General features: G+C 61.5%; 22 protein-coding genes. 8 read left to right on the plus strand and 14 right to left on the minus strand.

All coding sequences use genetic code 11. The features are described 5' to 3' along the window. Positions 1–99: 99 nt before the first annotated feature. From gcvP to arcD (GIV35_RS16155), 8 genes are all read right to left on the minus strand, one after another. A complete protein-coding gene (gcvP, locus tag GIV35_RS16120; RefSeq protein ID WP_236264285.1) occupies positions 100–2,937 on the minus strand; it encodes an aminomethyl-transferring glycine dehydrogenase in 2,838 nt (945 codons plus the stop codon). A gap of 10 nt (positions 2,938–2,947) precedes the next feature. After that, the gene (gene gcvH / locus GIV35_RS16125; RefSeq protein ID WP_014719698.1) at positions 2,948–3,331 is read right to left on the minus strand and encodes a glycine cleavage system protein GcvH; all 384 of its coding nucleotides are present in this window, start codon (positions 3,329–3,331) and stop codon (positions 2,948–2,950) included. 345 nt (positions 3,332–3,676) lie between these two features. Then, positions 3,677–5,185 (minus strand): sigma-54-dependent transcriptional regulator, encoded by a 1,509-nt coding sequence (locus GIV35_RS16130; protein WP_003193823.1) that lies wholly within the window; start codon positions 5,183–5,185, stop codon positions 3,677–3,679. A 173-nt stretch (positions 5,186–5,358) separates the two neighbouring features. Continuing rightward, positions 5,359–5,721 (minus strand): DUF5064 family protein, encoded by a 363-nt coding sequence (locus GIV35_RS16135; RefSeq protein ID WP_202692346.1) that lies wholly within the window; start codon positions 5,719–5,721, stop codon positions 5,359–5,361. Positions 5,722–5,739: 18 nt separating this feature from the next. Further along, positions 5,740–6,669, minus strand: coding sequence for a carbamate kinase (gene arcC / locus GIV35_RS16140; protein WP_236264284.1), 930 nt, complete (start codon positions 6,667–6,669; stop codon positions 5,740–5,742). A gap of 154 nt (positions 6,670–6,823) precedes the next feature. Next, on the minus strand, positions 6,824–7,834 hold the full coding sequence (locus GIV35_RS16145) for an ornithine carbamoyltransferase (RefSeq protein ID WP_005790837.1): 1,011 nt from the start codon (positions 7,832–7,834) through the stop codon (positions 6,824–6,826). A gap of 12 nt (positions 7,835–7,846) precedes the next feature. After that, positions 7,847–9,103 carry an arginine deiminase gene (gene arcA / locus GIV35_RS16150; RefSeq protein ID WP_200648693.1) on the minus strand — a complete coding sequence of 419 codons (1,257 nt, stop codon included), beginning with the start codon at positions 9,101–9,103 and terminating at the stop codon, positions 7,847–7,849. A gap of 25 nt (positions 9,104–9,128) precedes the next feature. Next, positions 9,129–10,556: an arginine-ornithine antiporter gene (gene arcD, locus GIV35_RS16155; RefSeq protein WP_105228155.1), complete on the minus strand. Its 1,428-nt coding sequence runs from the start codon at positions 10,554–10,556 to the stop codon at positions 9,129–9,131. Between the two features lie 395 nt (positions 10,557–10,951). Between arcD (GIV35_RS16155) and arcD (GIV35_RS16160) the strand changes: the two genes are divergently transcribed. Next, a complete protein-coding gene (gene arcD, locus GIV35_RS16160; protein ID WP_236264283.1) occupies positions 10,952–12,379 on the plus strand; it encodes an arginine-ornithine antiporter in 1,428 nt (475 codons plus the stop codon). Beyond that, the gene (locus GIV35_RS16165; RefSeq protein ID WP_236264282.1) at positions 12,376–13,239 is read left to right on the plus strand and encodes a DNA-3-methyladenine glycosylase family protein; all 864 of its coding nucleotides are present in this window, start codon (positions 12,376–12,378) and stop codon (positions 13,237–13,239) included. The genes arcD (GIV35_RS16160) and GIV35_RS16165 overlap by 4 nt, the downstream gene beginning before the upstream one ends. Before the next feature lie 102 nt (positions 13,240–13,341). On the opposite strand, the gene GIV35_RS16170 is transcribed toward GIV35_RS16165, so the two are convergent. The 6 genes from GIV35_RS16170 to GIV35_RS16195 form a co-directional block, all read right to left on the minus strand. Then, the gene (locus GIV35_RS16170) at positions 13,342–14,691 is read right to left on the minus strand and encodes a CoA transferase (protein WP_223022884.1); all 1,350 of its coding nucleotides are present in this window, start codon (positions 14,689–14,691) and stop codon (positions 13,342–13,344) included. Positions 14,692–14,728: 37 nt separating this feature from the next. Further along, positions 14,729–16,075 (minus strand): sensor histidine kinase, encoded by a 1,347-nt coding sequence (locus tag GIV35_RS16175; RefSeq protein WP_105750081.1) that lies wholly within the window; start codon positions 16,073–16,075, stop codon positions 14,729–14,731. 64 nt (positions 16,076–16,139) lie between these two features. After that, positions 16,140–16,598, minus strand: a complete 459-nt coding sequence (locus tag GIV35_RS16180) for an LTXXQ domain protein (RefSeq protein ID WP_034128544.1) — start codon at positions 16,596–16,598, stop codon at positions 16,140–16,142. Positions 16,599–16,847: 249 nt separating this feature from the next. Next, positions 16,848–17,525, minus strand: coding sequence for a response regulator transcription factor (locus GIV35_RS16185; RefSeq protein ID WP_105228145.1), 678 nt, complete (start codon positions 17,523–17,525; stop codon positions 16,848–16,850). Positions 17,526–17,625: 100 nt separating this feature from the next. Beyond that, positions 17,626–17,925, minus strand: coding sequence for a YciI family protein (locus GIV35_RS16190; protein WP_034128543.1), 300 nt, complete (start codon positions 17,923–17,925; stop codon positions 17,626–17,628). 1 nt (position 17,926) lies between these two features. Continuing rightward, positions 17,927–18,514 (minus strand): septation protein A, encoded by a 588-nt coding sequence (locus GIV35_RS16195; RefSeq protein WP_034128542.1) that lies wholly within the window; start codon positions 18,512–18,514, stop codon positions 17,927–17,929. 87 nt (positions 18,515–18,601) lie between these two features. Here GIV35_RS16195 and GIV35_RS16200 point away from each other — a divergent pair, with 87 nt between their 5' ends. From GIV35_RS16200 to rluB, 6 genes are all read left to right on the plus strand, one after another. Continuing rightward, the gene (locus tag GIV35_RS16200; protein WP_223022886.1) at positions 18,602–19,465 is read left to right on the plus strand and encodes a PHP domain-containing protein; all 864 of its coding nucleotides are present in this window, start codon (positions 18,602–18,604) and stop codon (positions 19,463–19,465) included. Positions 19,466–19,478: 13 nt separating this feature from the next. Next, positions 19,479–20,108, plus strand: a complete 630-nt coding sequence (locus tag GIV35_RS16205; protein ID WP_003193796.1) for an L-threonylcarbamoyladenylate synthase — start codon at positions 19,479–19,481, stop codon at positions 20,106–20,108. Between the two features lie 120 nt (positions 20,109–20,228). Next, positions 20,229–20,927, plus strand: coding sequence for a segregation and condensation protein A (locus GIV35_RS16210; RefSeq protein ID WP_164365898.1), 699 nt, complete (start codon positions 20,229–20,231; stop codon positions 20,925–20,927). A gap of 12 nt (positions 20,928–20,939) precedes the next feature. Further along, a complete protein-coding gene (gene scpB, locus GIV35_RS16215; RefSeq protein WP_236264281.1) occupies positions 20,940–21,860 on the plus strand; it encodes an SMC-Scp complex subunit ScpB in 921 nt (306 codons plus the stop codon). A gap of 126 nt (positions 21,861–21,986) precedes the next feature. Continuing rightward, positions 21,987–22,178: a DUF1289 domain-containing protein gene (locus tag GIV35_RS16220; protein WP_198716243.1), complete on the plus strand. Its 192-nt coding sequence runs from the start codon at positions 21,987–21,989 to the stop codon at positions 22,176–22,178. A 143-nt stretch (positions 22,179–22,321) separates the two neighbouring features. Continuing rightward, the gene (gene rluB, locus GIV35_RS16225; protein ID WP_014719681.1) at positions 22,322–23,530 is read left to right on the plus strand and encodes a 23S rRNA pseudouridine(2605) synthase RluB; all 1,209 of its coding nucleotides are present in this window, start codon (positions 22,322–22,324) and stop codon (positions 23,528–23,530) included. Positions 23,531–23,768: the final 238 nt, after the last annotated feature.

Here is a 23,768-nt window from a genome sequence, read left to right on the forward strand (position 1 = left end):
TGCCCGCGATAACGGTGGGTCAGGCAACATCACTGTCGGCTGATACACCGCTATCGCAGGCAAGCCAGCTCCCACACTGGCCGCGTATCTCCCGTCAGATCAGGCGTAGCTCTCGATCGACGGGCACGCACACACCAGGTTGCGATCGCCAAACACGTTGTCGACCCGGCCAACCGGCGGCCAGTACTTGCCTTCGATCAACGACGCTACCGGGTACACCGCTTGTTCACGAGTGTATGGGTGGCTCCATTCGCCTACCAGTTCCGCTGCCGTGTGCGGCGCGTTCTTGAGGGGGTTGTCGTCTTTGTCGAGGGTGCCGTTTTCCACTGCGCGAATCTCTTCGCGGATGGCGATCATGGCGTCGCAGAAGCGGTCCAGCTCTTCCTTGGATTCACTTTCGGTGGGCTCGATCATCAAGGTGCCGGCCACTGGGAACGACATGGTCGGCGCATGGAAACCAAAATCGATCAGGCGCTTGGCCACGTCGTCCACGCTGATGCCGCTGCTGTCTTTCAATGGGCGCAGGTCCAGGATGCATTCGTGGGCCACCAGGCCATTGCTGCCGGTGTACAGCACCGGGTAGTGCTCTTCCAGGCGACGGGAAATGTAATTGGCATTCAGGATCGCCAACTGCGACGCACGCTTGAGGCCGGCGCCGCCCATCATGCTGATGTACATCCAGGTGATCGGCAGAATGCTCGCGCTGCCGAACGGCGCAGCGCACACCGCGCCTTCCTTGCGTTCCATGGCTGCGTGGCCGGGCAGGAATGGCGTGAGGTGCGACTTGACGCCAATCGGGCCAACGCCCGGGCCGCCACCGCCGTGGGGAATGCAGAAGGTTTTGTGCAGGTTCAGGTGGGACACATCGCCGCCGAACTTGCCCGGTGCGCACAGGCCGACCATGGCGTTCATGTTGGCGCCGTCGATGTACACCTGGCCGCCGTTGTCATGAATGATCCCGCAGATTTCGCGAATACCTTCCTCGAACACGCCGTGGGTAGAGGGGTAGGTGATCATCAGTGCTGCGAGGTGCTCGCGGTGCTCGATGGCCTTGGCGCGCAGGTCTTCGATGTCGACGTTGCCGCGTGCATCGCAAGCGGTCACCACCACGCGCATGCCGGCCATGTTGGCGGTCGCAGGGTTGGTACCATGGGCTGACGACGGGATCAGGCAGATGTCGCGACGTTCTTCGCCACGGCTCTGGTGATAGGCACGGATGGCCAAGAGGCCGGCGTACTCACCTTGGGAGCCGGCGTTGGGTTGCAGGGAGATCGCGTCGTAACCGGTGGCCGCGCAGAGCATGGCTTCCAGTTCGGTGGTCAGTTGCAGGTAGCCGGCGCTTTGCGCGGCGGGGGCGAACGGGTGCAGGGCACCGAATTCGGCCCAGGTCACCGGGATCATTTCGCTGGCGGCGTTGAGCTTCATGGTGCACGAGCCCAGCGGGATCATGGTGCGGTCCAGGGCCAGGTCCTTGTCGGCCAGCTTGCGCAGGTAGCGCATCAGCTCGGTTTCCGAGTGATAACGGTTGAACACCGGGTGGCTGAGGATCGGCGACTGACGCAGCAATGCGCTTGGCAGGGTGCTTTCGGTTGCAGCAAAGGCTGGCAGGGTTTTGCCGTCGGCGAAGATGGCCCACAAGGCTTGGATATCGGCCTGGGTGGTGGTTTCGTCGACCGACAGGCCAACGCGTTCGCCATCCACCACGCGCAAGTTGATGCGCTGGGCGCGGGCCTTGTCGTGCAGGGCTGCGGTGTGGGCGCCGGTGTGGATTGTCAGGGTGTCGAAGAAGTGTGCCTGCTCGACTTTCTGGCCCAGGGCAGTCAAACCCTTGGCCAGGATCGCGGTCAGTTGGTGAATGCGCTGGGCGATCTGCGTCAGGCCCTTGGGGCCGTGGTAAACGGCGTACATGCTGGCGATATTGGCCAGCAGCACTTGCGCGGTGCAGATGTTGCTGGTGGCTTTCTCGCGGCGGATATGTTGCTCGCGGGTTTGCATGGCCAGGCGCAGGGCCGGCTTGCCGAAGCGGTCGACGGAAACGCCGACCAGACGGCCTGGCATGTCGCGCTTGAACGCATCCTTGGTGGAGAAGTACGCCGCGTGCGGGCCACCGAAGCCCAGTGGTACGCCAAAGCGTTGTGCGCTGCCAATGGCGACGTCGGCGCCGAATTCACCCGGCGGCGTCAGCAGGGTCAGGGCCAGCAAGTCGGCGGCCACGGCGACCAGTGCGTTGGCGGCGTGGAAACGTTCGGTCAGTTCGCGATAGTCGAACACATCGCCGTTGCTGGCCGGGTATTGCAGCAGGGCGCCGAAGAACGGGCTGACGTCGGTCAGTTCGCGCTCATCGCCCACCACTACATCGATGCCCAGTGGCTCGGCACGGGTACGCAGGACGTCGAGGGTTTGTGGGTGGCTGTGCACCGAAGCGAAGAACGCGTTGCTGCTTTTGTTCTTGCTCAGGCGCTTGCAGAAGGTCATGGCTTCGGCGGCGGCCGTGGCTTCGTCGAGCAGGGAGGCGTTGGCAATCGGCAGGCCGGTGAGGTCGCTGATCAGGGTCTGGAAATTCAGCAGGGCTTCCAGGCGGCCTTGGGAAATCTCGGGTTGATACGGCGTGTAGGCGGTGTACCAGGCCGGGTTTTCCAGCAGGTTGCGCAGGATCGGCGACGGCGTATGGCAGTTGTAGTAGCCCTGGCCGATGTAGGTCTTGAACAGTTGGTTCTGGCCGGCAATGGCCTTGATCTTGGCCAGGGCCTGGGCTTCGCTCAGGCCGTCTTCCAGGCCGAGCACGCTGGTGCCCTTGATGCTTTCCGGGATCACGCTGGCGCTCAGGGCTTCGAGGGAATCAAACCCCAGGCTGGCGAGCATTTGCTGCTCATCTTCCTGGCGCGGGCCGATGTGGCGGGCGATGAATTCGTTGGCGGTGGTCAGATTAACGGTCATGGCGCGCTCCTCAAGCTTCAGCGTTGGCTTTGATCAGGCGGTCGTACGCATCCTGATCCAACAGCTTAGCCACTGCATCGGCATCGGCGGGTTTAAAACGGAAGAACCAGCCTTCGCCCATCGGGTCTTCGTTGACCAGTTCCGGGCTGCCATCGAGCTTATCGTTGACTTCGAGGACTTCACCGTCCAACGGCATGTACACACCACTGGCGGCCTTGACCGACTCCACGGTGGAGGCTTCGGCGCCCTTGGTGTAAGCCTGCAACTCTGGCAGTTGCACGAAAACCACATCACCCAGCGCATTCTGCGCAAAAGCGGTGATACCCACGGTGACGCTGCCATCGGCTTCGGCGCGCAGCCATTCGTGATCTTCAGTGAAACGCAACTCGCTCATGGAAACTCCTCAGGGCCAGAATCGTCTGGTGGACGGGATTGGAATAATGAGGAGTTGCTTAGCAATATCGCGGCCAACGTTGTTAAATCGTTATAGATCAAAGAGTTAATAAATTCAGCTATAAAGTTCGAGGGGTGAGCTGTAGCGATTTCGCTACAGTCCGGTGCGTGAAAAAAAGCCTATGTGGATCAAAGCCTTGCATGGCGCGCAAAAAACAGGGTTGTAGCGATATCGTTACGCTGTAGCGCTTTCAGTACACTGGATGTCGTTCTCAGACCAAATCTGTAATGCGGTCTCTGTGGGAGCAGGCAAGCCAGCTCCCACAGTTGAACCGCGTTTATTCCGTCAGGGTTTGTTGGGAATGCCGTATTTGCGCAGGCGATGGGCGATAGCCGTGTGGGAGGTTTGTAGCCGGCTGGCCAGTTGGCGGGTCGAGGGGTAGCGGCTGTAGAGGCTTTCCAGCAGGCTGCGCTCGAAATCTTCCACGGCCTGTTCCAGGCTGTCGACTTCACCATCGCTCTGGCGCGCCACGGAGGTGCCGGCGATGTCCAGGTCGCCGATGTCCACCAGGCTGCTTTCGCAGATGGCGGCAGCGCGGAAGATCACGTTTTGCAACTGCCGCACGTTGCCCGGCCAGTGGTTGCCCAGCAGGGCTGGATAGGTACCCGGCGCCAGGCGGCAGACCGGGCGCTGGATCTGCGCGCAGGCTTGCTGCATGAAGTAGCGCGCCAGTAGCAGGATGTCCTGGCCGCGTTCACGCAAGGGCGGTACGGCGACATTGAGCACGTTGAGGCGGTAGAACAAGTCTTCGCGAAAGGTGCCTTCGCTGACCATCTTTTCCAGGTCGCGGTGGGTGGCGCTGAGGATGCGCACATTGACCTTCACCTCGCGGTCACCGCCCACGCGGCGAAAGCTGCCGTCATTGAGAAAACGCAGCAGTTTGGCTTGCAGGTACGGCGACATCTCACCGATCTCATCAAGGAACACCGTGCCCTGGTTGGCCAGCTCCATCAGCCCTGGTTTGCCACCGCGTTGCGCGCCGGTAAAGGCGCCAGGGGCATAGCCAAACAATTCACTTTCGGCGAGATTTTCCGGCAGTGCCGCGCAGTTCAATGCCAGAAACGGCGCACTGTGACGCGCACTGATGGCGTGGCAGGCGCGTGCCACCAGCTCTTTGCCGGTACCGGTTTCGCCCTGGATCAGCAGCGGTGCATCCAGCGCCGCCACCCGTTGCGCCCGCGCCTTGAGCGTGCGGATCGCCGGGGATTCGCCCAGCAGCGCATCAAATCCTTCGGCATGGTCATGGTGCAGCGCTGACAGTTGTTCGCCGATGCGGTTGGGCTGGTAGAGGGTGAGCAGGGCGCCGGCGTCGGTGATCGGCGTGGCGCCCAGCAGCAAGGTCTGGCCGTTCACGCTGATCTCGCGCAACGGCAATCGAAAGCCCTGGTCCAGCAAGGTTTCCAGCAATGCCGGATCATCGAACAGCTCGGCGATGCTCTCACCAGCCGGTTCACGCCCGTACAAGGCGATCAGCGCCGGATTGGCCAGCAGGATCTTGCCTGCACTGTCCAGGGCCAGCACCGGGTCGGTCATGGCCGCCAGCAGGGCGTCGAGTTGCAAGTGGCGACGCTGGCCCGGAAGGATGTCGACGACCTTTACCGCTTGCACGCCGTGCACGCTGAACAACGCGTCGCGCAGTTCTTCGAGCACTTCGGCGCTGAGGGTCGGCGCATCGATATAGACATTGGGCGGCACCATCTCCACCGCATCCAGATTGAGATTGCGCCCACCGAGCAAGGCCAGGACTTCCTGGGTGATGCCGACGCGGTCGATGAAGCTGACGTGGATACGCATGGGGCGGATCTTGATTCTGGAGTGCTGAGGGTGGCCAGTATGCCTTGGAGCCGGTGGAGATCAAAATGTGGGAGCTGGCTTGCCTGCGATGGCGGTGGGTCAGTTACCGAAAATATCGTCTGACACGTCGCTATCGCAGGCAAGCCAGCTCCCACATTCGATTGGGGGGAAGGTTATTCCAGGTGTTCGGGTTTGACCGGGTCGCCGGATTTCATATCCAACTGCTGGCGCACATCTTCGAACATCCGATCGTAATGCGTGTGTTGCGAGCCGATGCTGCTATGGGTCTTGGGAATGCCGTATTTTTCGACAATCTTGGTCACATTGCTGGCGAAGTTGTAGGCCTGGTCCTTGGGCAGGAAAAACGTTTCCTTCATGTCCTTGCCCTGGATGCTGCCGTGCAGGGTGAACTGCATGCCTTTGCCTTCGCGGTCATCCGTGACGACTTCGTAGTCCAGGCACAGGTCGTAGCTGACATCGTCCTTGTTCAGCGCGTGTCGCTCGATATGCAAGTGGCCGGGTTCAAAGATAGCCATAGGCGTTTCTCCTCAACTTCACAGGTAGGTGATGCCAGGTTTTGCCGTGCTGATGCGGGTGCCGGCGCTGCCCTGGACGATGGCTTCGATGTCCGAGAGTGAACCGATCACCGCGGTTTTGCCAGTCTGACGGGCGAACTCGCAGGCGGCCTGGACCTTGGGGCCCATGGAGCCGGCGGCGAAGCCGAGTTTTTCCATATCGTCGGGGTGGGCCTGGCCGATGGCCTTCTGGGTGGGCTTGCCGAAGTCGATAAAGGCGGCGTTGACGTCGGTGGCGATCACCAGCAAATCGGCCTCCAGTTGCGTGGCCAGCAAGGAGGAACACAGGTCTTTGTCGATCACCGCTTCAATGCCGCGCAGCTTGCCATCTTCGCCATACATGGTCGGTATGCCGCCACCACCAGCACAGATCACGATGGCGCTTTTTTCCAGCAGCCACTTGATCGGGCGAATTTCAAAGACGCGTTTGGGGCGCGGGCTGGCGACCACACGGCGGTATTTGTCGCCGTCGGGCGCGATGGCCCAACCTTTCTCAGCGGCGAGTTTCTCGGCTTCGGCTTTGGCATACACCGGGCCGATGGGCTTGGTGGGGTTCTGGAAGGCAGGGTCCTGGGCGTCGACTTCGACCTGGGTGAGCAGGGTGGCGAACGGTACTTCGAAGTCCAGCAGGTTGCCCAGTTCCTGTTCGATGATGTAGCCGATCATGCCCTCGGTCTCGGCGCCCAGCACGTCCAGTGGGTAAGGCGAGACGCTGGTGTAGGCCGCCGCCTGCAATGACAGCAGGCCGACTTGCGGGCCATTGCCGTGGGCGATCACCAACTCGTTGCCGGGGTGGATCTTGGCGATCTGTTCGGTGGCGATACGGATGTTGGCCCGTTGATTGTCTGCGGTCATGGGTTCACCACGACGCAGGAGGGCGTTGCCGCCCAGGGCTACGACGATGCGCATAAAGAAAATCCTTTCAGGGAACGCATGAACACCTCGGTCAATGTGGGCGCTGGCTTGCCTGCGATGAGGGCCTGGCAGGCGACCTGCTGTTGCCAGACCCACCGCTATCGCAGGCAAGCCAGCTCCCACACTGACGGTGTTCACACCGTGGAAATTAAATGTCCGCCAACGCCGACACCAGAATCGCCTTGATGGTATGCATGCGGTTTTCCGCTTGCTCGAAGGCAATATTGGCCGGCGACTCGAACACCTCTTCGGTCACTTCCACGCCATTGGCCAGGTGCGGATAGCGCGCCGCGATGTCCTTGCCGACCTTGGTTTCACTGTTGTGGAACGCCGGCAGGCAATGCATGAATTTCACCCGAGGGTTGCCCGAGGCTTTCATCATCTTGGCGTTGACCTGGTACGGCAGCAGTTGCTCGATGCGCTCGTCCCACGCTTCCACCGGTTCGCCCATGGACACCCAGATATCGGTGTGGATGAAGTCCACGCCCTTCACGGCTTCTTTCGGGTCTTCGGTGATGGTGATGCGCGCGCCGCTTTCCTCGGCAAAGGCCTGGCACTGTTTGATGAAGTCTTCATGAGGCCACAGCGCTTTCGGCGCGCCGATGCGCACGTCCATACCGAGCTTGGCGCCGATCATCAGCAGCGAGTTGCCCATGTTGTAGCGGGCGTCCCCGAGGTAGGCGTAGCTGATGTCATGCAGCGGCTTGTCGCTGTGTTCGCGCATGGTGAGGGTGTCGGCGATCATCTGGGTCGGGTGGAATTCGGCGGTGAGGCCGTTGAACACCGGCACACCGGCGAACTTGGCCAGCTCTTCGACGATTTCCTGCTCAAAACCACGGTACTCGATGGCATCGAACATCCGGCCCAGTACGCGGGCGGTGTCTTTCATGCTTTCTTTGTGGCCGATCTGCGACGACACCGGGTCGATATAGGTGACGTGGGCGCCCTGATCATGGGCCGCAACTTCGAAAGCGCAACGGGTGCGGGTCGAGGTTTTTTCGAAGATCAACGCGATGTTTTTGCCTTGCAGGTGCGGACGCTCGGTGCCGGTGTATTTGGCGCGTTTGAGGTCGCGGGACAGGTCCAGCAGGTAATTCAGTTCGCGAGTGGTGTGGTGCATCAGCGACAGCAGGCTGCGGTTGCGCATATTGAAAGCCATGATGGAATCTCCTTAATAGTCGATAGGGTCGCGGATGATCGGGCAGGTCATGCAGTGGCCGCCGCCACGGCCACGGCCGAGTTCACCGGCGCTGATGGTGATGACTTCCACACCGGCCTTGCGCAGCAGGGTGTTGGTGTAGGTGTTGCGGTCGTAGCCAATCACCACGCCCGGTTCCACGGCCACCACGTTGTTGCCGTCATCCCATTGCTCGCGTTCGGCGGCGAAGCTGTTGCCGCCGGTCTCGACCACGCGCAGGGCCTTGAGATTGAGCGCTGCAGCCACGGTTTCGAGGAAGTTAGTTTTCTCGCGCTGGATGTCGATGCCGTGGGGCTTGCTCTCGTCAGGGCGCAGGGTGAAAGGCACGATCTGGTTGACCACTTCCGGGAAGACGGTGACCAGGTCGCGGTCGCAGAAGCTGAACACGGTGTCCAGGTGCATCGCGGCGCGGGATTTGGGCAGGCCGGCAACGATGACCTTTTCCACGGCTTTGTTCTTGAACAGGTTGCGCGCCAGTTGGCCGATGGCCTGGTGGGACGAGCGCTCACCCATGCCGATCAACACTACGCCGTTGCCAATCGGCATCACGTCGCCGCCTTCCAGCGTGGCAGCGCCGTGTTCCTGGTCGGGGTCGCCGTACCAGATCTGGAAGTCGGCGTTGGTGAACTCGGGGTGGAATTTATAGATGGCGCTGGCCAGCAGGGTTTCCTGGCGTCGTGCCGGCCAGTACATCGGGTTAAGCGTCACGCCGCCGTAGATCCAGCAGGTGGTGTCGCGGGTGAACTGGGTGTTGGGCAGTGGCGGCAAGATGAAACTGGCGTGGCCGAGAAAATCGCGGAACATCTCGATGGTCTTGCCACCGAAGCTGCTCGGCAGGTCGTCGGCCGATACGCCGCCAATCAGGTATTCGCTGATTTTGCGCGGCTCCAGGCTGCGCAGCCACGAGCCGACTTCATCGACCAGGCCCAGGCCAACGGTGTTGGCGGTGATCTTGCGTTCCAGAATCCAGTCCAGCGCTTCTGGGTTGGCGACGATGTCGGTGAGCAGGTTGTGCATTTCCAGCACATCAATGTCCCGCTCGCGCATCTTGGTCACGAAGTCGAAGTGGTCGCGCTTGGCCTGGGCCACCCACAGCACGTCATCAAACAGCAGTTCGTCGCAGTTGTTGGGGGTCAGCCGCTGGTGGGCCAAACCTGGGGAGCACACCATGACTTTGCGCAGTTTGCCGGCTTCGGAATGTACGCCGTACTTCACTTTTTCCGTGGTCATTACAGATCCTCCAGTGAACACACAATTACAGAGTCAGGAAGCCGTCATAGAGCCCATAGGCCGCCACCAGGGCGCCAATGACTACTGCGGCGAAGATCAGCTTCTCGACGTTGGTGAAAATCGGTTTGCCCAGTTCACGTTTGGCCTTGGCGAACAGGATCGCGCCAGGGGCGTAGAGCAGGGCGGAAAGCAGCAGGTATTTGGTGCCGCCGGCATAGAGCAGCCAGATCGCGTAGATCAGGGCGACGGCGCCGATGAACAGGTCTTTCTTGCGCTCTTTCAGGGCGTTCTCGTAGGTCTCGCCGCGCACCGCCAGCAGCAGGGCGTAGGCCGCCGACCACAGGTAAGGCACCAGAATCATTGAGGTGGCGAGGTAGATCAGTGACAGGTAGGTGCTGGCGGAAAACAGCGTGATCACCAGAAATATCTGCACCATCGCGTTGGTCAGCCACAGGGCGTTGACCGGCACATGGTTGGCGTTCTCCTTGCGCAAGAACTCCGGCATGGTGTGGTCCTTGGCGGCGGCGAACATGATCTCTGCACACAACAGCACCCACGACAGCAACGCGCCCAGCAGCGAGATGATCAAGCCGACGCTGATCAGCACCGCCCCCCAGTGGCCGACCACATGCTCCAGCACGGCGGCCATCGACGGGTTCTGCAACTTGGCCAGTTCCGGCTGGGTCATGATCCCCAGGGACAGCACGTTCACCAGCATCAGGAACAGCAGCACAGTGATAAAACCGATCACGGTGGCCTTGCCCACGTCACTGCGTTTTTCGGCACGGGACGAGAAGATGCTCGCGCCTTCGATGCCGATAAACACCCACACGGTGACCAGCATCATGTTGCGCACCTGGTTCATCACACTGCCCAGGTCCGGGTTTTTCACGCCCCAGATGTCGGCGGTGAAGATGTCCAGCTTGAACGCAAACAGGGCAATCAGCACAAACAGCAGCAGCGGCACGACCTTGGCGACGGTGGTCACCAGATTGATGAACGCCGCTTCCTTGATCCCGCGCAGCACCAGGAAATGCACGGCCCACAGCAGCACCGACGCACCGATCACTGCCGCCGGCGTATTGCCTTCGCCAAAGATCGGGAAGAAGTAACCCAGGGTGCTGAACAGCAATACGAAGTAACCGACGTTGCCCAGCCAGGCACTGATCCAGTAGCCCCAGGCCGATGAGAAACCCATGTAGTCGCCGAAACCGGCCTTGGCGTAGGCGTACACCCCGCCGTCGAGGTCAGGCTTGCGGTTGGCGAGGGTCTGGAACACGAAGGCGAGGGTCAACATGCCGATGGCGGTAATCACCCAGCCGATCAACACTGCACCGACATCGGCGCTGGCGGCCATGTTTTGTGGCAATGAAAAAATGCCGCCGCCAATCATCGAGCCGACGACAAGTGCGACCAGGGCGCCTAATCGAAGTTTTCCGGGAGTTTCAGACATTGCATGACTCCAATGCAGGAGAAGAGAGACCACAGAATAATTCCGTGCGCTAATCAAACAGCTGACTCAGATCACTTCATTGGCACATTCCATTGTGAATTAACGACTTAGGGTGAGGTTTTGCGGGCGAAAAAATCCCGCAAAGGCGCTGGGTAGAGCGCTCTCTGCTTTATGGTTAATCAATTGGTCGGGGCATGGGTGTTGACGCTAGTTCTTATTTGCGAATGTGCAAATTTTTTGTCCGTTGTTTGGCGAACACTTCATAATTGACGTATTTAAATTCTAAATAAGCCTAAACTTCGCGCCTTTACATATCCTTATGTTATGAAACCTTCATCCATTTGAATTACTTGTGTGCGCAGTTGTCGCCCAACCGAAAATTTCGAGGAACCTGCATGTCCCAACCCGCCCAGAAACTTCGGCTCAGTGCCCTGATTGCCCTGGTGGTGGGCTCGATGATTGGCGGCGGCATCTTTTCGTTGCCGCAGAACATGGCTGCCCGTGCCGAAGTGGGCGCCATCTTGATCGGCTGGGCGATCACCGCCATCGGCATGCTGACCCTGGCCTTTGTGTTCCAGACCTTGGCCAACCGCAAACCGGAACTGGATTCCGGGGTGTACGCCTACGCCAAGGCCGGCTTCGGCGACTACATGGGGTTCTCATCGGCCTGGGGCTATTGGATCAGCGCGTGGATGGGCAACGTCGGCTATTTCGTGTTGCTGTTCAGCACCCTGGGTTACTTTTTTCCGGCGTTCGGCCAGGGCAATACCCCGCTGGCCATCGGCTGTGCATCGCTGTTGTTGTGGGCGGTGCATTTTCTGGTGATGCGCGGGATCAAAGAAGCTGCTTTCATCAACCAGATCACCACCGTGGCGAAGATCGTGCCGCTGCTGATGTTTATCGTGATTGCCGCGGTGGCGTTCAAGGCGGACATCTTCACCCGTGATATCTGGGGCCTGGGCAATCCGCAAATGGGCACTGTGGTCGAGCAGGTGCGCCACATGATGCTGGTCACGGTGTTCGTGTTTATCGGCATCGAAGGCGCCAGCGTTTATTCGGCGCGAGCCGAGAAACGCTCGGATGTGGGGCGTGCGACGGTGATTGGTTTCCTGGGCGTGCTGGCGCTGTTGGTGCTGGTGAATGTGCTGTCCCTGGGCATCATGAACCAGCCGGAACTGGCCCAATTGCAGAACCCGTCGCTGGCGGGCGTGCTGGAACACATTGTCGGGCTCTGGGGCGCAGTATTGATTAGCATCGGCCTGGCCGTTTCGCTGCTCGGGGCATTGCTTTCGTGGGCGTTGCTCTGCGCGGAAATTCTCTATGCCACTGCCCATGACAAGACCATGCCGGCGTTCCTGAAAAAGGAAAATGCCAATCAGGTGCCGGTTAACGCGTTGTGGCTGACCAACGTGATGATCCAGGCATTCCTGGTGATCACGCTGTTTTCAGCCAGTACCTACACCACCCTGATCTACCTGGCGTCGTCGATGATCCTGGTGCCGTACCTGTGGTCGGCGGCTTATGCGGTGTTGCTCAGCGGGCGTGGAGAAACCTATGCCGGCGCCCAGCGCCAGCGCCTGAAAGACTTGATGGTGGGGCTGATTGCCCTCGGCTATGCGGTATGGCTGTTGTACGCAGGGGGCTTGAAGTATTTGCTGCTGTCGGCACTGCTGTATGCCCCGGGTGTGATCCTGTTCGCCCAAGCCAAGCGCGAGCAAGGCCAGCCCTTGTTTACTCACGTGGAAAAGGGCATTTTCAGCTGCGTGATCGCGGGCGCCGGGCTGGCGGCATATGGGTTGTATAGCGGGGTATTGTCGTTGTGAGATTGGCATATCAGCCGCCCTATGACTGGGCGGCGATGTTGGCGTTTTTGTCAGCTCGGGCCATCAGTGGATTAGAGATCGTTGAGGCTGGTGTGTACCGGCGCAGCATCAGCGTGAACGGGCAACAGGGGTGGCTCAGCGTGGCGCCGGGAGCGGGCGATTGGCTGGAAGCCAGCGTCGAATTTCCTGACTCAACGGCCCTGCCCGAAATCGATCGACGCTTGCGGGCCATGTTCGATCTGGATGCCCGACCGGAGTTGATCAATACCCAGCTGGCTTGTGACCCGTTGATGGCGCAGCTGGTTGCGGCCCGTCCTGGTCTTCGTGTGCCCGGGGCCTGGGACGGGCTGGAGTTGGCGATTCGTGCGGTGCTGGGCCAGCAGATCACCGTGGTAGCGGCGATTCGCCTGGCGGGCAAGCTGGTGGCGCAGTATGGCCAGCCCCTGAAAACCCCACACCGCGGTATTACCCACCTGTTCCCGACACCTGAAGTGCTGGCGGCGGCGGACCTGGCCACCCTGGGCATGCCCAAGGCGCGGGGCCACACCTTGTCCGGTGTGGCCCAGGCACTGTTGGATGATCCTCAGCTTTTCCAACCCAAGGCCAGCCTCCAGGACGGCGTTGCACAGTTGGTGGCGTTGCCGGGGATTGGAGAGTGGACCGCGCAGTACATCGCCATGCGCCAGTTGCGCGAGGCGGATGCGTTTGCGTCGGGGGATATCGGGCTGATCAATGCTTTGGCAGCCTTGGAAGGTGGGCCGGTGTCGGCTCGGCAATTATTGGCGCGGGCCGAGGCGTGGCGGCCGTTGAGGGCGTATGCGGCGCAGCATTTGTGGACGTCGTTAAACCGCGGGGATTGATAGCGACGGTGATGGCCCCATCGCGGGCAAGCCCGGCTCCCACAGTGGACCGTGTTGTTTGATCCTGTGGGAGCTGGCTTGCCTGCGATAGCGGTGCCCAGGTCACCACTGAGGTCGGTGTGACCCTAACTCCACCGCCGGCAAATCCCACTGCAACGGCGTGCCACTGATGCTCAGCGGCGCGAGTAGCCGATGGGCCTGGCCCCAGGCTGTCTGCTCCACCACCAGGCCTTGGTCATTGATGTCTTCTTCGCGCAATGCCGCTTGCAGTGGCACTTGCCCGGCCTCCACCAGCAACTTCGCCGTACGCGCCAACGACAAGCGCGCCGAACCGCCGCGTCCGGAGTCCAGGCGCTCGGCCAACGCCCGGATAGCACTGGCGGCCATCAAATAGCCGGTGGCGTGATCCAGCGCCTGCACCGGTAGCGGCAGCGGTTTATCCGTCTGTTTCCAAGCCATGCCGGCCTCGGCAATCCCGCTGCTCATCTGCACCAGGCTGTCAAAGCCACGCCGATTACGCCATGGGCCGCTCCAGCCGTAGGCGTTGAGGCTGACGTCTATCAGTCCGGGGGCGATGTGCTGACGTTCGCCAAGGGTATAACCGAGTTGCTCCAGGGCATCGGCGCGGTAACCGTGGAACAGGATGTCGGCGTCCTTGAGCAACGCTTCGAACACTTGCCGGTCGTCGTGGCTCGTTAGATCCAGGCGGGCGCAGCGTTTACCCAGGGTCATTTCCGGGACGACGCCAGGTTCGTTCCAGGTGGGCGAGTCGATGCGCAGTACGCTGGCACCCAAGCCGGCGAGGAAACGACTGGCCACCGGGCCGGCCAGCACCCGGGTCAAATCCAGCACCTTGATGCCGGCCAGTGGGCGTGCTGCGGAACCGAGCCAGGGTTTGTCGGTGCCGGGTTCGAAGACCTGACGCTGGATCAACGCTTCGGCGTTTACCGCCAAGCCTTGGGGATGCTGCTGCCAGGCTTGCCAGCTACGCATCTGCGCCGCACAACCGCCCGCATCGACAACCGCCTGTTCCAGTTCGGCGGCTTTCCAGGTCGCGACTCTACTCGCCATGGCTGCGCGATCAGCGGCAGGCCCCAATACCCGCTCGGCCGCTGCGCGATGATGGGGCGCGTTGGTGTGCAGACGGATCCAGCCGTCGACGCTGGCGTAATCACCCGCTACCGGGTCCCACAAAGGCGGCACTTGCCACCCCACGGGGCGAATCGACGAGGAGAACCACAACGAGGCCAGGCGCCGATCCACGCTGACGCTGGGCAGGCGCCCGGTTTGTTGCTCAATCAACTGGCCGACGGCCTGGCCTGCGGCGCCGATGCTGGCGGCCGCCAGGTCTGTCACGGCGAAGGTCGAGGGCAAGGCGCCGGCCTGGGGCTGGGGCAGTGGGGCGTGCGGTAAAGCGAGTGCGGCTTGGATGGGAGTCAGCAGGTCTGTCATCAAAGGCCCTCCGTAAGAGAAGGGCCACTATAGAAGATCATCCCACCGGTGTGGCAACCCCAGGGATCAAGGGCAGTTCGATGCTGGCGATAAAGCCGCCATCGGGATGGTTGGCCAGGATCAGGTTACCGCCATGGCGCTCGGCGGCGCGACGGGCGATGGCCAGGCCCAGGCCATGGCCTTGGGCGGTCTGGCCCGGCGCCCGGTAGAACGGCTCGCCCAATTGGCTCAGGTGCTCGGCTTCAACGCCGGGTCCGTGGTCGCGTACGCTGATCAGAATGCGCCCGCCTTGATGCTGGGCCTGCAATTCAATCGGTTCGCCCCCCGGGTTGAAGCGCTGGGCATTGCGCAGCAGGTTGTCCACGGCGCGTTCGATCATGGTCGGCCAGCCTTTAAGCTGCAAGTCATTGGCAGTCGTCAGTTGCACCACTTGCTCGGGGGCACTGAGTTGGGCGTCCTTTTGCAGCGTTTTAAGCAACGGGGTGAGGTCGATGTCTTCGGCGCTGGCGTTGTCGGCGTCGACCCGTGCCAATACCAGGATCTCGCTGATCAAGGCCTCCAGTCGATCGCATTCGCGGGTCAGGCGCGGCCAGAGTTTTTCCCGTTCTTCGGGGCTGGCGCGTTCGGCCAAGGCCAGGGCGATACGCAAGCGCGCCAACGGCGAGCGCAGTTCGTGGGAGACGTCGCGCAGCAACTGGCGCTGGCTGCCGATCAGGCTTTGCAGGCGCGCGCCCATGCGGTTGAAGTCGTTGGCCAGCACGCCGAATTCATCGCGCCTGTTGGCCAGTTGCGCCAGACTGTTCTGTTGATAAGTGGTTTGCCCCAGGTCATGCACCGCGCCGCGCAGACGGCTGAGCGGTCGGGTGATGGACAAGGTCACCAGCAGGCTGAACAGGGTCAGCACCACCAGGGTAATCGCCAATGCACTGAGCGGCCACAGCAGGCTGCTGCGGTGCCAGGCGTCCAGCTCCGGGTGAGGAATACGGTAGATCAATAGGTAGGTGTCGCCGGTTTTGTCGCTGGTGTATTCGGCGGTCAGGCGTCGCCACGGCAGATGGCCGTCCTGGCTGTCGTTCTGGCGGGCTTCGAAGGCGGCGGCGCGGCGCGGGAAGGTACCGCGCACCACTGGCTCGCCGCTTTCGTTAAGCACTTGCACGTCGATGTGGTACTGGCGTTTGCGCTGCTGCAGCAACTCCTGGGCGGCGTCTTCACCCTGGCTCTCGTAGAGCTGCGTCCACTCTTGGGCCAGGTTGTTGAGGCCAGGGTGGCGGCTGAGAATCCAGGCGTCCTGGTTGAGCATGTGCCCAAGCAGGATCGACAAACCGGCAACCAGGGCGATGGCCAGCCAGAAACTCGCCAGGATACGCCAGAACAATGAACGCACAGGAAACCCTCAAACAGGAAAAGCCCAGCGGCGCGAGCCACTGGGCTGGGGTGAAGCTAGATCATTATTGCGCTTTTTGCGCTTGCTGGGCTTTCCAGGCCTGGAACTCTTTCCATTCGGCGCGGCGCTCGGCTTGTTTCTTGACGATTTCGTCGTACTTCTTCTGCTGGTCGGGCTTGAGCACGGCACGGATATCGGTCTGGGTTTTCTGCTTGCCGGCGGCGATTTCGTCCTGCATCGCCTTCTGGTCAGCGGCTGGCAGTTTGTCTAGGTACTTTTTGACCAAGTCTTTGCGGGCGTGCCATTGGTCACCCATCAGCTTGCGGATCTGCTCGCGCTGTTCCTTGCTCAAGTCCAGCTGGCTGAACGGGCCGCCTTTGCCACGCGGACCGTGTTCACCGTGGCCTGGGCCGCCCATCATGTGGCTTTCAGGACCACCCATCGGGCCTGGGCCTTCCGGCATTGCCATGGCAACGGTGGGCAGGGCAGTGGCGAACATCAAAGCGATAAGGGTCTTGCGCATGGTGATTCTCCTGTCTCTATTCCGGTGAGTCCGGATGTGAGTAGGTTACGCAGAGCAAGGTCAGCGGCGGTCAGGGTAGGGTAAAGCTTCGGTAAAGACGGGTTTGATAGGAACTGACAAAACCTCGAGGCTGATGAGAACACTGGTGGGAGCTGGCTTGCCTGCGATAGCGGTGTGTCAGGCACCCTCATGCTAACTGGCCCACCGCTATCGCAGGCAAGCCAGCTCCCACAGGGTTAAGCGTGATGTTTAGGGGCTGTAGTAGTAACCACGACTACGCAGCGCCACGATCCGTGGCCGGCCATCGGGGTGTGGGCCGATCTTTTTACGCAGGTTGCTGACGTGCATGTCCAGGCTGCGGTCATACAGGGTCAACTTGCGGCCCAGGGCGATCTGCGCCAGTTCCTGTTTATCCAGGGGCTCGCCGGGCTGACGCAGCAATGCTTCAAGCAGGCGGCTTTCGGAGACGGTGAGGGCGAACTCCTGTTCATCGATGCTGACAACGCCGCGCACCGGGCTGAAGCACAGGTCGCCCAGTTCCAGCTGGGTCGATACCGCGGCCGGGTGGCTGCGGCGCAATACGGCGCGCAGGCGAGCCGTCAGCTCGCGCGGATCGCAAGGCTTGGCCAGGTAGTCGTCGGCGCCCAGTTCCAGGCCGAGGATGCGGTCCAAGGGTTCGCCCCGGGCCGAGAGCATCAGCACCGGCAGCTCCGGGTGGTCGTTGCGCAATTGCTTGAGTAGCTCCAGGCCGCTGCCGTCGGGTAGCATCACGTCGAGCACGACGGCCGCAGGCGCGCTGTCGGCCAGGGCTTTTCGGGCGCTCAAGCCGTCATGGCAGGCGCGTACCTGGAAACCTTCCTGGCTCAACCAACTGGTCAGCAGCTCACAGAGCTCCTGGTCATCATCTATCAGTAACAGCTCGCTCATGACTCACTCAATTTAGCCATTGTCGGCGGCGAAGGCCCCACCGGTGATGCCTCGAGCCATTAGGAGTGCGCCGAAACGATTAGGTTCGACGCAGCCGGGTTCAAGGCAAGACTTGCTTGAACGGCTTGACCACTACATCGGCGTAGACGCCTGCTGCGACATAAGGATCAGCCTTGGCCCAGGCCTGGGCGTCGGCCAGGGAGGCGAACTCGGCGACGATCAGGCTTCCGCTGAAACCCGCGTCGCCTGGGTCATTGCTGTCGACGGCCGGGTGCGGGCCGGCCAGTACCATGCGGCCTTCGGCTTGCAGCTGTTTGAGGCGCTCGACGTGGGCCGGGCGTACGCTCAGGCGTTTTTCCAGGGAGTTGGCAACGTCGGTGGCAATGATGGCGTAGAGCATGTCAGTCCTCGGTTTTCGGTGTGGTGTCATGCAGGTGGCGTGACAGGTAGATGCCCTGGCCGATCAAAAACAATACGGTCATGCCCAGGCTGCCAAACACTTTGAAGTCGACCCAGTAGTCCTGGAAGGTGAAGGCCACGAACAGGTTGGCGGCGCCGCAGAACAGGAAGAACACGATCCAGGCCACGTTCAGGCGCACCCACACCGGCTCCGGCAAGGTCAGCGCATGGCCCATGATCCGCTTGATCAGCAGGCGGTCACCGATGAAGTGGCTGCCGATAAACACCAGGGCGAACAGCCAGTTCACCACAGGGGCTTTCCATTTAAGGAAGGTTTCGCTGTGGAAGGCCAGGGTCAGGCCACCGAACACCAGGCAGGCGACGAGGGTGAGCCATTGGCTTTTTTCCAGCTTGCGCTGCGAGATGAAGATGGCGCCGTACACTACGATAGAGCTGATGATCAGTACGGCAGTGGCACTGTAGATGCCCCCGAACGACAGCTCGTGGCCGGCGATTTCGATGACCCTGGGGTCGAGTTTGGTAACGATGAAAAACAGCAACAGCGGGATGAAGTCGATGAATTGTTTCACAGTAAGAGCCAGAAGCTGGATGTGGCGGCATAATAACAAACATCCTTGGTTGCGATAGCGCCAGCTGACTTGAGGTTACACACCCCCGTGAATGTTGATTTGCACTGCCACAGCACGGCCTCCGACGGCGCCCTGGCGCCCGCGGTACTGGTTGCGCGTGCGTTTGAAAAAGGCGTGCGAGTTTTGGCATTGACCGACCATGACACCCTTGAAGGCCTCGACGAAGCCCGCCAGGCCGCGCACTCCCTGGGTATGCAGTTGGTCAGCGGCGTGGAATTGTCCTGCACCTGGGGCGGCGCCACCATCCACGTGCTGGGCTACGGTTTTGATCAAAAGGCCCCGCCCTTGGTGGCGGCGATTGCCCAATTGCACGATGGCCGCTGGCTGCGGTCCGAAGAAATAAGCCGCAAGCTCAGCCTCAAAGGTATGCCAGGTGCCCTCGACGGTGCCCGTGCTGTCCAGCAGGAACTGGGCGACAGCGGCAACGCACCGGCCCGTCCGCACTTTGCCGACTGGATGGTACGTGAAGGCTATGTGAAGGATCGCGCCGAGGCCTTTCGCAAATGGCTGGGCGCCGGCAAGTTAGGCGATGTGAAGCTGCACTGGCCGACCCTGGAAGACACCGTCCAGACCCTGCGGGCCTCCGGGGCCTGGGTGAGCCTGGCGCATCCCTGGCATTACGATTTCACCCGCAGCAAGCGCCGCAAGCTGATCAGCGACTATATTGGAGCGGGTGGCCACGCCATCGAGGTGGTCAACGGGCATCAACCCGCCGAACAGGTCGGCAGCCTGGCGATCCTCGCCCGCGAATTTGGTCTGCTGGTCAGTGCCGGCAGTGACTTTCATGGCCCAGGCGGCTGGTCCGAGATTGGCGAATATCGCCAGGTCCCGGAAGATCTGCCGCTGTTGTGGGGGCGATTCAAGCATGACCCCATTATTGCCACCGTCTGAACAGGTAGAGCACGTGAGCCAATTCTTCCAGATTCATCCGGAAAACCCTCAGGCGCGCCTGATCAAGCAGGCCGTGGAGATCATCCGTGCCGGCGGCGTGGTGATCTATCCGACTGATTCGTCCTACGCCATTGGCTGCCAGATCGGCGACAAGGGCGCGGTGGAGCGAGTAAGGCGCCTGCGCCAGCTGGACGACAAGCACAACTTTGCGCTGATCTGCAGCGACTTGTCCCAGCTCGGGCTGTTCGCCAAGGTCGACACCGGCACCTTCCGCCTGCTCAAGGCCCACACGCCGGGGCCCTACACCTTCATCCTCAACGCCACCCGCGAAGTGCCGCGCCTGTTGCTGCACCCGAAGAAACGCACCATTGGCCTGCGCGTGCCGGAACACCCGATTGCCCTGGCGCTGCTGGCCGAGTTGGGCGAACCGCTGATGAGCGTGTCGTTGATCCTGCCCGGCGAAACCGAGCCGTTGTACGACCCTTACGAAATGCGCCGTTTGCTGGAAAAGCACGTCGACCTGATCATCGACGGCGGCTACGGCGGCAACAAGGCCTCCACGGTGATCAACCTGGCCGATGGCGAACCAGAAGTGGTGCGTGTGGGTTGTGGCGACCCGGCTCCGTTCATGGTCGAGGCCTGAATGTCAGCCGTGGAAGCCGCTGATCCCCAGGCTGGCGCCCAGCAGGAACTGCCGTTTGCCATGGTGTATGGCCAGGCGGTCATGGAAATGCCCCTGGACCTGTACATCCCGCCGGACGCCCTGGAGGTGTTCCTTGAAGCCTTCGAAGGCCCGCTGGACTTGCTGCTGTACCTGATCCGCAAGCAGAACATCAACATCCTCGACATTCCGGTGGCAGAAATCACCCGCCAGTACATGGGCTATGTCGAGCTGATGCAGTCGGTGCGCCTGGAACTGGCCGCCGAGTACCTGGTCATGGCCGCCATGCTCGCCGAGATCAAGTCGCGCATGCTGTTGCCGCGCTCGGAGACGGTGGAAGCCGAAGAGGATGACCCGCGCGCCGAGCTGATCCGCCGCCTGCAGGAGTACGAACGCTTCAAGGCCGCCGCCGAAGGCATCGACGGCCTGAGCCGTGTGGGCCGTGATGTGGTGGTGCCCAAGCTCGACGCTCCCGAGGCGCGCGCGCGCAAGTTGCTGCCGGACGTGAGTCTGGAAGAATTGCTGATGTCCATGGCCGAAGTACTGCGCCGTGGCGATATGTTCGAGAGCCACCAGGTCAGCCGTGAAGCGCTGTCCACCCGCGAGCGCATGAGCGATGTGCTGGAACGTCTCAAGGGCGGTGGGTTTGTACCCTTTGTCGAGTTGTTTACTGCCGAAGAGGGCCGACTGGGCGTGGTGGTGACTTTTATGGCGATCCTTGAGCTGGTGAAGGAGTCCTTGGTCGAGCTGGTGCAGAATGAGCCTTTTGCGGCTATCCACGTGCGGGCGCGAGCCGAATAACGAGCTGAATCGATGAATCTGACTGAACCCCGCGAACTGGCCCCTTTGCTGGAGGCCTTTCTCCTGGCCTCGGGTAAACCGCAATCTCTGGAGCGCCTGTTCGAACTCTTTGAAGAGGCCGAACGCCCGGAGCCGCCGGTCTTCAAGAAGGCCTTGGAGATCCTGCGCAAATCCTGCGAGGGCCGTGCCTTTGAACTGCGTGAAGTGGCGTCGGGTTACCGCCTGCAGATCCGTGAGAAGTTTTCACCGTGGGTCGGGCGTTTGTGGGAAGAACGCCCGCAGCGCTACTCGAGGGCGATGCTGGAGACCATGGCGCTGATCGCCTATCGCCAGCCCATCACTCGGGGCGAGATCGAAGATGTGCGTGGTGTGGCGGTCAACAGCCATATCGTCAAGACCCTGCTGGAGCGTGAGTGGATCCGCATTGTTGGCTACCGCGATGTGCCGGGCAAACCAGCCATGTTCGCCACCACCAAGGTGTTCCTCGATCATTTCAACCTGAAAAACCTCGACGACCTGCCACCCCTGGCCGAGCTGCGCGAAATGGAGGCCGAGCCGGTGCTCGACTTCGACGACGCGCCGGTGCCGCAAAGCCTGCAGGAACTGGCCGACGCCAGCGCCGAGCCGGAGGAGCCCAAGGACGAAACCAGTTTCCATACGTTGTTGCTGGAGCTGGACGACATGGAGCAGGGGATCAAGACCGACTTCGACGATTTGCTGCGTGATGGTGCGGCGCAGCCAGAAACCCAGGTGAACGTTGAATCCGAGCCTGAGGTCCAAACCGAAGAAGATATTCTCGGCGTGGCTGAAGCCCGCGAAAAGCTCCTGGCCGCCGTCGCCGCCCTCGAACAGCCACCCCTGAGTGACGAAGAAGACGAAGCCCGGGCGCTGGCCGAAGCCATCGAAAACGAGCGCCGACAGCTCGAAGACTGACCGGCTCTGACGTTCACCGCGCAACCCATGTGGGAGCTGGCTTGCCTGCGATGCAGACGCCTCGGTCTCTCAGATGCAAGGAGGTGATGCCATCGCAGGCAAGCCAGCTCCCACAGAGGATCGACCATGAGTGCCATGAAAGACCCGTGCATCAGCATCTGCAAATTCAACGATGACATCTGCGTCGGCTGTGGCCGCAGCAAGCGTGAAATCCGTGCCTGGAAGAAACTCGATAAAGCCGACAAGCGCATGGTGCTGGCCGAAGCCGAGCTGCGATTGCTGGCCCTGGGGGCCACCGGTCGGCGGAAAAGCAAATGAGCTGGGCGTTATCGACTAGTCTGGGATGCGCAACACGCGCCATGCGCGTATGATTCGCGACCCCTTGCCGAGCTATTTGGCCAAGGCCCCGCTTTCAATACCCTCAGGCCACGCCTGAATCGACCCACCGGGAGGTGCTTACGATGAATGACCAAGACCAGAAAGACCAGGAAATCGGCCCAGCAGGCGAAAAACTGCAAAAAGTGCTGGCGCGTATCGGCGTGGGCTCGCGCCGCGACGTCGAAGCCTGGATCACCCAGAAGCGCATCAAGGTCAACGGCGTCGAGGCAACCCTCGGCCAGCGCGTCGACCTGCACGATGCAATCACCATTGATGGCAAGGTCATCAAGCGTGAAGAGGCCGCCGAATCGGTGCGCCGCGTGATCATGTACAACAAGCCCGACGGCGAGATCTGCACCCGTGACGACCCGGAAGGCCGTCCGACCGTGTTCGACAAGATGCCCAAGCCTAAAGAAGGCCGCTGGATCAACATCGGCCGCCTGGACATCAACACCACCGGCTTGCTGATGTTCACCACTGACGGTGAGTTGGCCAACCGCCTGATGCACCCGTCCTACGAGATGGACCGTGAATACGCCGTGCGTGTACGTGGTGAAGTCGATGACGAGATGATCGAACGCCTCAAGGCGGGCGTGGTGCTCGAAGACGGCCCGGCCAAGTTCACCGACATCAAGCAGGCGCCGGGTGGCGAAGGTTTCAACCACTGGTACCACTGCGTGGTGATGGAAGGCCGTAACCGTGAAGTGCGTCGCCTGTGGGAGTCCCAGGGCCTGGTGGTCAGCCGCCTCAAGCGCGTGCGTTTTGGCCCGGTGTTCCTGAACTCCGACCTGCCGATGGGCCGCTGGCGCGAAATGAGCCAGTACGAGGTCGATATCCTCAGCGCCGAAGTGGGCCTGACGCCGGTTGCCATGCCGCAAATGAACGCCAAGAGCAAAGACAAGCTTGAGCGTATGCAGCGCAAATCGTCGCGCCCAGTGCCACGTACCGAACGTGTTGCCCGCACCCTGCGCCCTGCGCTGGATGCACCGGCCACCGGCGGTCGTATCTCGCGTCAGCCGCACATTGAAGGTGAACGCCGCCCCACCACACCATCGCGTCAAGAAGGCGAGCGTGCGCCACGTACGCCGCGTCCTGCTCCGGCGGGTGGTCGCAGCAACCGTGGTGAAGCGGATCGCCCGGCCGACAACGCCAGCACCAAGCGTCCAGCCAAGCCAGCGGCGAACAAGCGCCCTGGCCCGAAACTGGTCGCGGACGAGCCTTCGGGCAAGCGCCGTGGCGCCCCGGCCGGTTCCGGCCAGCGTCCTGGTTTTGGTCGCAAGAAACCGCAGTGATGCGCTAAGCGCTGCGCGAAAACGCCAACCCTAGGGTTGGCGTTTTTTTTGCGATCTACATTTGAAATGCAACCAACTGTGGGAGCTGGCTTGCCTGCGATAGCGGTGGGCAAGCCCTGATGCCAGTCAGTTAAGACAGAATCGGTAACTGTGGCGAGGGAGCCTGCCTCCCCGCGGGGGCGCAGCGGCCCCCAAAATGTGAGTGCTGCGCCGTTCAACGGGGGGGCGCGCCCTCGCC

Source organism: Pseudomonas sp. PA-1-6B, assembly GCF_021609545.1.
GTDB classification, from domain to species: domain Bacteria; phylum Pseudomonadota; class Gammaproteobacteria; order Pseudomonadales; family Pseudomonadaceae; genus Aquipseudomonas; species Aquipseudomonas fluorescens_BV.